Raw genomic sequence first — 8,401 nt, 5'->3', positions numbered from 1 at the left:
TGCCGCGACGGCCAAGACGACCCCGCTGGTCCTGACCCCGCTGCGGATCGCGTTGTGGGACCGTGACCGGCACGGGCACCCTGTGCAGCCCGGCGAGCTGATCGCGCACAGCGATGCCGGGTCGCAGTACACGAGCCTTCGCTTCGCCGAGCACCTGGCCGCCGAGGGCATCGCCGCGTCCATCGGGACCGTCGCCGATGCGTATGACAACGCGCTCATGGAATGCGTCATCGGCTTGTACAAGACCGAGTGCATCACCACCACGATCTTCCACAACGGCCCGTACAAGACCATCGCCGACGTCGAGTACGCCACCGCCGGATGGGTCGAGTGGTACAACAATCGAAGGCTCCACTCGTCCCTGGCTATGACCACCCCGGCCGAGTACGAGACTGCCTACTACGCCGCCCTCAACCGAGAGCTGGCACCCACATAGGAGCGGCACGAAACCCGGGACGCTTCAACCTCAGCACCGCTCCCACCAACCTGACCCCGCCCGGAGGGCCTGGCCTGGCACCCGCCGAAGGCGGGCTGCCCGTCGTCGTGATGGCTGCCCGTAGCCGTGCTTCGCACTCCAAGAGTTACGAGACCCCCATTCGTTCCTACGGGCGCGGCAAGGGCTTGTCGATTGCCGCGCCTTGCAACAACATGCCTGGTCAGCGGCCTGTTCCGCCCTCGCTCCGTCGCGTGGTCCCGCGGGATCATATGGGGTCTCATTTGGGGGTCAATAGGGGGTCATTTAGGCGCCGCACTCCCTCTGAGGCCCTCCGCGCCGCCCGCGGCGGGGGTGGTCGCCGTGGCTAAGCAGGAGAACAACCCGACGAGCATCGGGCTCACGCAGTACCTCGATCCGTCGTACTGGGCCTGGGCTGCCGAGGACCCGAACGGGGCCGCGCTGCTCCAGCAGGGTGCCGAGGCGATCCTCGCCTACGTGGTGCAGCGGCTCGAGGCCACCGGCTGCCAGGTCGTCGAGGCCTACGGCATCGTGCACGACAAGGACGAGCGCGAGGTCTGGAGTGACACGGAGAAGGCCCTGGTGGTCGAACCGAAGCCCGAGCACCTGCACGCCGTGATCAAGTTCGCCAGCCGTGCGAAGAGTGCGCCGCTGGATCGGCTCGCGTTCGGCATCGGCGTCGAGCCCCAGTACGTCGAGAAGCCTGGCCGCGGGCGGTACGCCTTCGACAACATGCTGTCGTATCTGACGCACGTGAAGTACGCGGACAAGCACCAGTACGCGCCTTCGGAGGTCGCCACGGTGCGTGGGCCTGACTACCTCGGGATCGACGCCCAGCGCCGGGAGACGTGGCTGAAGGGCCGCGCCCACGTGAAGAAGAAGATCGTCGCCGAGAACTTCGAGGACATGCGGGAGCGCGTTCTCCAAGGTGAGATCACGCGGGATCAGATCATGCTCACGGACGAGCTGTTCGATATCTACTCGCGGCATCAGCGGGAGATCGACGACGCGCTGTCGGCCTACGGCCAGCGTCGCGCATACCGGGCGGCGGCGAAGCTGCGCGCCGGTGAGTTCTCGACGCACGTGGTGTTCGTCCATGGGGATGCCGGGATCGGCAAGACCCGGTTCGCCACGGACTTCATTACCGAGGCGATCAACGCGGCGAACGCGCACGGCGAGCGGTGGCAGGTCTACCGGGCCGCGACGGGGAACCCGCTTGATGACTGGCGGGGCGAGGAAGTGCTGCTGCTGGACGATCTGCGGGCCTCGGCGATGGATGCGAACGACTGGCTGCTGCTGCTCGATCCGTACAACGCCTCGCCTGCGAAGGCCCGCTACAAGAACAAGGGCGAGGTCGCCCCGCGCCTCATCGTCATCACGGCGACGATCGAGCCCGTCGAGTTCTTCTACTACGCCCGCCAGAAGGGCAACGTGGACGAGGCGCTGGACCAGTTCATCCGCCGGCTGGCCTCGGTCGTGAAGGTCTATCGTGCCGACGACATCAATCGTTACCTCGTGCAGCACATCGGGAAGATCGAGCCCTACGAGTGGCACCAGTGCAGCGTTCCGACCGCCGCGCACACGCCCGGTATGTACGGCAACGCGTACCACCAGAACGTCGGGTCGCGGGAACTGACCTACGGCCCGGAGACCTCGGCCGAACATGATGCGGAGGGCGCGGTTGCTGAGCTGCTGGGTGGGCTCGCGGTGCGGAGCCCTGACGTGCCGCTGGCGCTGATCGGAGGTGCCGCATGAGCACCGAACGCGATGCGCTCTTCCAGGGGGTCGAGGGGGCCGGAGGCCCCTCGCAAGCAGCCGGGGAGGACATGAGCGCCAGCGAAACGTCCGACACGGCTACTGCTTGCCACTCTGGCGTACAGGTGGAGCAGCAGACCGACTCCCAGGTGAACACCGGTCGGGCTGATGCGGAGGCTGTGCGCCAGAGTCACGGCGGCGCGAAGCGTCGTCGTGGGGGCGGCGGGAGGCTCGACACCCGCTTCGATGACGCCACGCTCGCGGCGCTTCGCACTCGTGCGAAGCGGCTCGGGCTGGCTCCGAGCACGTGGGTGCGGACCGTCGTGCGCGATGCCCTGCACGCCTCTCGGAGCGAGGAGCTGGATGCCGCCGTGGCCGCGCAGCTGCTCGGGGTCGAGGAGCGCGTGCAGGCGTCTGCTGATGCTCGGGAGCTGGCCGCCCAGGTGCGCCCGCTCGCGATCAACGTCAACGACCTGGACCGCCGTGCTCGCGCGGGTGAGCCGGTGGCGCTGTCGGCGGAGGTGCCCGAGCTGATCGAGCTGCTGCACGAGGTCCGCGCGCTGCTCGGGGATCGGGCGGCCTCATGAGCACGACGCATTACAGTCCGAGCGCCAACGCCGCCGACACCGAGCGCTACATCCGGGGCAAGGAGGACGAGCGCGGCGTCGCGATCACGGGCGACGTGCCGGGAGGCCCCGGCGCGTTCTCGGCGCGCGCCCGCGCGCTCACCCAGAACACGAAGCGTGACGTCGAGGCGCTGCACTACAGGCAGTCGTTCAGCGACGACGAGTTCGACCCAAAGAATCCTGAGGACGTGCAGCGGGTGAACGATCTGGGTTACCAGCTCGCGAAGAAGATGCACCCCAACGCGGACTGCCTCGTGGTGAGCCATGTGGACGGACGCGGGAAGAAGCCGCACAACCACATCTTGGTCATCAACCACAGCAATCGGACGGGGAAGGCGCTCTCGGACTATCGCACGTTCCACGACCGCAAGGCCGGGAACCAGCGGGGCGTTCAGTCAGCGAACGACGAGCTCATGCGCGAGCACGGTCTCTCGGTCGTGAAGCGTCTGGAGCACGCGCCGAAGGACTGGGAGCTGCGCCGCGAGGACTTCGCCGAGGGCGGGCTCGACCGCGAGATGGGCGACCGGATGAGCGCCGCCCTGGCTGATCCCCGTGCGGTGGACAAGGCCGGTCTCGAAGCGGTGATCGAGGAGCAGAACCAGCAGCTCGGCGATGACGGGGAGCGGGTGCCGCGGATGCGGTTGCACAGCCCCGTCAGCAAGAAGGGCAAGCGCGCCGGGCAGGAGACCTGGACGCTCTACATCGAGGACCGCCGCGGCGAGTCCGGACGCGCCGAGCGCCGCAAGCGCGCGAGCGCACTCTCGGCGGACTTCACCCCGGAGGGCGCGCAGGCGTTCTTCGACTATCACCAGCAGCAGGAGGAGCAGGAACATGAGCGCAGCGCTCGACAGGCTGAAGCAGCAGAACGCGCAGAGCGGATCGCAGCAGCAGCTCGACAGTCCGGAGACGATGGAGGCGTTGACCTCGATCCTCGCCGCCGTCGAGGCGCAGAACGCGAGGCTCGACCGGCTGGCCGAGCAGCAGAAGAAGCTCGCAGGGTTCGTGAAGGTCATGGACGAGGAGACGACGAGGCGGCTGGAGCGGATCACGGCCTCGGCGTCGACCTCCTCGCCCTCCAGCGACGCGTCCGCGAGGATCGCGAGTATCGAGAGCAGGCTGAACGAGATCGCGAGCACGCTCGGCGAGTTCGCGCAGAGTCTCAACGGCGAGAGCTTGAACGCCGCGTCGCAGAGCTTGGTCGCGGAGGCGCAGAGGAATCACGCGGCTACGGCATCGGCGATTGAGGGGCTCAAGGCGCAGGCCGCGGCGAACCAGAAGCTCGTCAGCCAGGTCGGCGGCGCGGTGCAGCGGATCGAAAAGCGCACCGAGGAGCGAGTCGTGAAGGCCGTCGAACAGGTCGCCGGGGAGGCGTCTGCCACGATCGCGGCAAACCTCGACGCATCGAACGAGCGCGCCGAGCGGATCATCGCTGCCACGGCGAAGCTGGAGGCCCGTCAGCTCTGGTCGGCCGCCGCCGCGATGTGCCTCGCACTCCTGCCGGTGGTGGTGGTCGTCGCCGGGCTCTGGATGGGCATCGCTGGGCTCATCACAGGCGCTCAGTGGGCGCTGGACGTGGACGGTAGCGTGTGGCTCGGGATCGGGCGCTGGCTCGTGATCGCCGCGGGCCTCGCGGCGGCCGGCTACGGGGTCTTCGCGTCCGTCCGCTGGGTTGCTGGCCTCGTGGAGACCTGGAAGGGTCGCGGGATGCCGACGTGGCCGAACTGGCGACGATGACTGGAGCCACTCGAACTACTGACCCCGGTCAGTAGTCGAACGATTGCCGCAGCAGCCGGTCGAGCGACGTCGGTGCCGCCGCAGTCGCCGGAGGACGATCGCCGCTGTGACGGCCACCCCGACTGCGATCCCGGCACCGATGAGCCAAGGGTTGCCGAGGAAACCTCCGATACCTGCGAGGGCTCCGCCCGCGGCGAGGAGAGGCAGGCCGCAGCAGATCAGCAGCGGAAGCGCGCAGCATGCCAACAGGAGCAAGCCCGTCCCAGCACCGACAAGCACGCCCGCGCGATGCGAGTCGTGGTCCTTATCGCCGCTCATCGTCTGTTCCTCTCCCAGCTGAGCGTTCCCCCCGATTGTCTGCGTGCGCGTTCACGCGCAGCACGACAGGAGCGACGGATCGGTGGTGAAGGCCTTGGCGGCGATCCGGATGCCCTCGGCCATGGTCAGGTAGGGGGCCCAGGCGTCGGCGACCTCGGCGACCGTCTTGCCGAGCACGTGGACCCCGGCGGCGGCGAGCTCGCCGGCGTCCTTGGCGACGGCGGTGATGCCGAGAATCTTCCCGGTGTCGGCGTCCACGACGATCTTGACGAAGCCGCGGGTGTCGCGGTTGACCAGTGCGCGGGGCACGTGGTGCAGCGGCAGGACGCGGCAGTCGCAGCGGATCCCGGCGGCGACGACGTCCTTCTCGGTCATCCCGACCGCGCCGATCGCCGGGCCGGTGAACGTCACCCTCGGCAGTCGGGCGTAGTCCACGGCCCGGTCGGCGTCGGCGAACGCGTTCTCGGCGACGAGGGTGCCGTGGTGGGCGGCGACGTAGACGAACTCGGGGTGGCCGGTCACGTCGCCCGCGGCCCAGATCCGCGGGTGGGAGGACTGCATCCGGTCGGAGACGACCACCTCGCCGAGGTCCCCGGTCTCGACCCCGACCCTGTCGAGGCCGAGCCCGTCGGTGACCGGTCGTCGTCCGAGGGCGACGAGCACCTGGTCGGCGCGGAACTCCTCCCGCCCCCCGGCGACGTCCGCGGTGACGACGGCCTGCCCGGTCGCGGCGTCGCGGGACACCCGCGTCGGCAGCGCGCGGCGGACCACCCGGATGCCCTCGTCGGCGAACACCTCCTCCAGCGTCCTGGACACCTCCGGCTCCTCCTTCGACGCGAGCCGGGACCGGACCAGCACGGTGACCTGGGAGCCGAGCCGGGCGAACAGCTGCGCCTGCTCCAGGGCGACGTAGCCGCCGCCGAGCACGAGCAGGGACTCAGGGAGTTCGGTCAGCTCCATCGCCGTGGTCGAGGTCAGGTACCCGGTCTCGTCCAGGCCGTCGATCGGCGGGGCCCACGGCCGAGAGCCGGTCGCCACCAGGAAGTGCCCGGCCTCGATCGTCTCGGTGCTGCCGTCGTCCCCGGCGACCTGGAGGACCGGAGCGTCGGGGGTGCCGGCGAACGCGGCGTCGCCGCGGCGGACGGCCCACCCGTAGGAGTCGGCGACGTCGGCGTACTTCTCGCCCCGCAGCGACTCGACCAGCGCCTGCTTCCCGGCGATCAGGGCGGGCATGTCCACCGGCCCCGCCGTCGTCGCGATCCCCGGGAACCGGTCGGCGGCGTCGGCCGCGGAGTGCCGTGCGTCGGCCGCGGCGATCAGGGCCTTCGACGGCACGCAGCCGGTGTTCACGCAGGTGCCGCCCAGCGTCCCGCGCTCGATCATCACCACCGACTTGCCGAGCGTGGTCGCGCGGATCGCGGCGGCGAACGCACCACCGCCCGATCCGATGATGGCGAGGTCGTACTTCGTGGGCATCGCAGCTCCTGTCAACACTTGGTCTTCCGGTCTGTCTCAGCCATACTGGACCTTCCAGTGCAGGGGAAGGTCAAGAGGACTTCTGCCGAAAGAAGAGGGGGCCTGCGATGCGCATCGGGGAACTCGCCGAGCGGGCGGGAACGACGGCGAAGACGCTGCGGTTCTACGAGGAGCAGGGCCTGCTGCCGCCGGCCGAGCGCACGCCGTCCGGATACCGCGACTACGCGCCCGAGACGGCCGCCCGGATCGACTTCGTCCACCGCGGCCAGGCCGCGGGCCTCACCCTCGCCCAGATCCGCCAGATCCTCGACATCCGCGACGACGGCGCTGCTCCCTGCGAGCACGTGCGCGACCTCCTCGACGCACGCCTCGCCGAGATCGAGCAGCAGATCGCCCAGCTCGCCGCGCTGCGCGACACCATCACCGAGCTCAGACGCGACGCCGCGCAGCCCGACCCCGACTCGTGCAGCGCGGACCAGGTCTGCCGGTACCTGTAAACGGCAGAGCCGGTCGCACCAACGCCACAAGCCCGACATGCGCTATGAGAACCCCCTGTACATGGCCGAGGCCGCGGCCACCACGGACCTCATCTCCGGCGGCCGGCTCGAGCTCGGCGTCTCCCGCGGCTCACCCGAGGCCGCCCTCGACGGCCAGGCGCAGTTCGGCTACGCCCTCGACGAGGGGCAGACCTGGGCCGACGTGACCCGAGAGCGCGGACGCCGGTTCCTCTCGGCCGTGCGCGGTGAGGGCATCGCAACGCCGGACCTCACCTCCGGCTGGGCGCACAGCTCGCAGCCGCTGCGGATCGGGCCGCACTCCCCCGGGCTCGCGGACCGCATCTGGTGGGGGTCGGGGTCCACGCCGTCGGCGGTCGAGGCGGGGCGGGATGGCTACAACATGCTCTCCTCCACCCTGCTCCTGCAGGACGACGGCCGACCCTTCCACGTGCAGCAGGCCGACCAGATCGCCCGCTACCGGGAGGCCTTCGCCGCGGCCGGCCACACGGGCCCGGGCCGCACGGCGGTCACGCGCTCCGCGTTCGTCATCCAGGACCGGGAGGACGAGCTGTACTTCGGCCGGGAGCGGGCTTCGCGCGACTCCTCCGGCATGCTCGAGGGCGGCGCCGCCCGCTCCGGCCCGACCTATGCCGGGTCCGCCGAGGAGGTGGCGGAGAAGCTCGCCGCCGACGACGCCGTCGCCGCCGCCGACTGGGTCCTGTTCGCCAACCCCAACCAGCTCGGGGTCGAGTACAACGCGAAGATCTTCGCCGGCTGGGCGGAGGTCTGGCGCCTGCTCGGCTGGGATGCATGAGCGAGGCCGCGCCGCACCTCCCGGCCGCCGACGACGGCTTCGCCCGAGCCCGTCGCGCGCGCTGGGCCGTCACCGCCGCCTTCGCGACGAACGGCGCCCTGCTCGGCGCGCTCATCCCGCACTACCCGGAGGCCAAGGCCGCGTTCGGCCTGGACCCGGCCGCGTTCGGCCTGCTCGTCATCGCGCTCGCCGTGGGCGGCACGCTCGCCGGGCCCCTGCCCGCGCCGATCCTGCGCCGGTTCGGCGCCCGCCGGGTCATGCTCGCCGGCAGCGTGGCCATCGCCCTGCTCACGACGGCGGCCGGTCTCGTCCTCGACATCGCCGGGGCGGGCGCGGGGGCCGGGCACGGTGCGGGCACGGCCGCGGCCTGGCTGCTGTGGGTCTTCGCGGGCCTCGTCGTGGCCTCGGGCGTGCTCGACGCCGTCGTGGACACCGCCCAGAACGCGCAGGGCCTGCAGGTGTAGACCCGGCTGGCCCGGCCCGTGCTCACGACCATGCACGCCGGCTGGAGCCTCGGAGCGGCCGCTGGTGCCGGGCTCGGTGCGGCGGTCATCACCGTGGGCGGCCCCGCGGCCCTGCACCTGGGGCTCAACGGCGCCGTGTGCGTCGCGGTACTGCTGGGGGTCCGGCGCCTGTTCCTGGCGGAGGCTCCCGTGGACTCGGCGTCCGCCCGCGGCGCCGCGGATCAGTCACCCGCACCGTCGGAGACGTCCACGCCGCCTGCCCC

Annotated in this window: 8 protein-coding genes and 2 pseudogenes; 9 read left to right on the top strand and 1 reads right to left on the bottom strand. The window is 70.6% G+C overall.

The window, feature by feature from the left end; all coding sequences use genetic code 11:
• From J1M39_RS11880 to J1M39_RS12660, 5 genes and pseudogenes are all read left to right on the top strand, one after another.
• The coding region (locus J1M39_RS11880; protein WP_206496833.1) for an integrase core domain-containing protein at positions 1-436 on the top strand (436 nt) is incomplete at its 5' end.
• A gap of 351 nt (positions 437-787) precedes the next feature.
• On the top strand, positions 788-2,209 hold the full coding sequence (locus J1M39_RS11875) for a Rep family protein (RefSeq protein WP_073117383.1): 1,422 nt from the start codon (positions 788-790) through the stop codon (positions 2,207-2,209).
• Positions 2,206-2,796 (top strand): hypothetical protein, encoded by a 591-nt coding sequence (locus J1M39_RS11870; RefSeq protein WP_010079211.1) that lies wholly within the window; start codon positions 2,206-2,208, stop codon positions 2,794-2,796. Before J1M39_RS11875 ends, J1M39_RS11870 begins: the two co-directional genes overlap by 4 nt.
• Positions 2,793-3,254, top strand: a pseudogene (locus J1M39_RS12665) (relaxase/mobilization nuclease domain-containing protein); the annotation flags it as partial. The gene J1M39_RS11870 and the pseudogene J1M39_RS12665, both read left to right, overlap by 4 nt.
• Before the next feature lie 412 nt (positions 3,255-3,666).
• Positions 3,667-4,569 carry a hypothetical protein gene (locus tag J1M39_RS12660; RefSeq protein WP_012750775.1) on the top strand — a complete coding sequence of 301 codons (903 nt, stop codon included), beginning with the start codon at positions 3,667-3,669 and terminating at the stop codon, positions 4,567-4,569.
• A gap of 369 nt (positions 4,570-4,938) precedes the next feature.
• Here the strand turns inward: J1M39_RS12660 and merA are convergent, their stop codons facing one another.
• Positions 4,939-6,363, bottom strand: a complete 1,425-nt coding sequence (gene merA, locus J1M39_RS11855) for a mercury(II) reductase (RefSeq protein WP_010079213.1) — start codon at positions 6,361-6,363, stop codon at positions 4,939-4,941.
• A 107-nt stretch (positions 6,364-6,470) separates the two neighbouring features.
• Here merA and J1M39_RS11850 point away from each other — a divergent pair, with 107 nt between their 5' ends.
• From J1M39_RS11850 to J1M39_RS12380, 4 genes and pseudogenes are all read left to right on the top strand, one after another.
• Positions 6,471-6,860, top strand: coding sequence for a heavy metal-responsive transcriptional regulator (locus tag J1M39_RS11850; protein ID WP_010079214.1), 390 nt, complete (start codon positions 6,471-6,473; stop codon positions 6,858-6,860).
• A gap of 37 nt (positions 6,861-6,897) precedes the next feature.
• Positions 6,898-7,674, top strand: a complete 777-nt coding sequence (locus J1M39_RS11845; protein WP_101967288.1) for an LLM class flavin-dependent oxidoreductase — start codon at positions 6,898-6,900, stop codon at positions 7,672-7,674.
• Positions 7,671-8,138 carry a hypothetical protein gene (locus J1M39_RS12385; protein WP_241254156.1) on the top strand — a complete coding sequence of 156 codons (468 nt, stop codon included), beginning with the start codon at positions 7,671-7,673 and terminating at the stop codon, positions 8,136-8,138. The genes J1M39_RS11845 and J1M39_RS12385 overlap by 4 nt, the downstream gene beginning before the upstream one ends.
• A gap of 18 nt (positions 8,139-8,156) precedes the next feature.
• A pseudogene (locus J1M39_RS12380) lies at positions 8,157-8,401 on the top strand (MFS transporter); the annotation flags it as partial.

It is taken from the genome of Micrococcus sp. KRD077 (assembly GCF_017168505.1).
GTDB classification, from domain to species: domain Bacteria; phylum Actinomycetota; class Actinomycetes; order Actinomycetales; family Micrococcaceae; genus Micrococcus; species Micrococcus luteus.
Note: the sequence above shows the minus strand (reverse complement) of the source record. Positions and strands in the feature narration are given on the sequence as shown.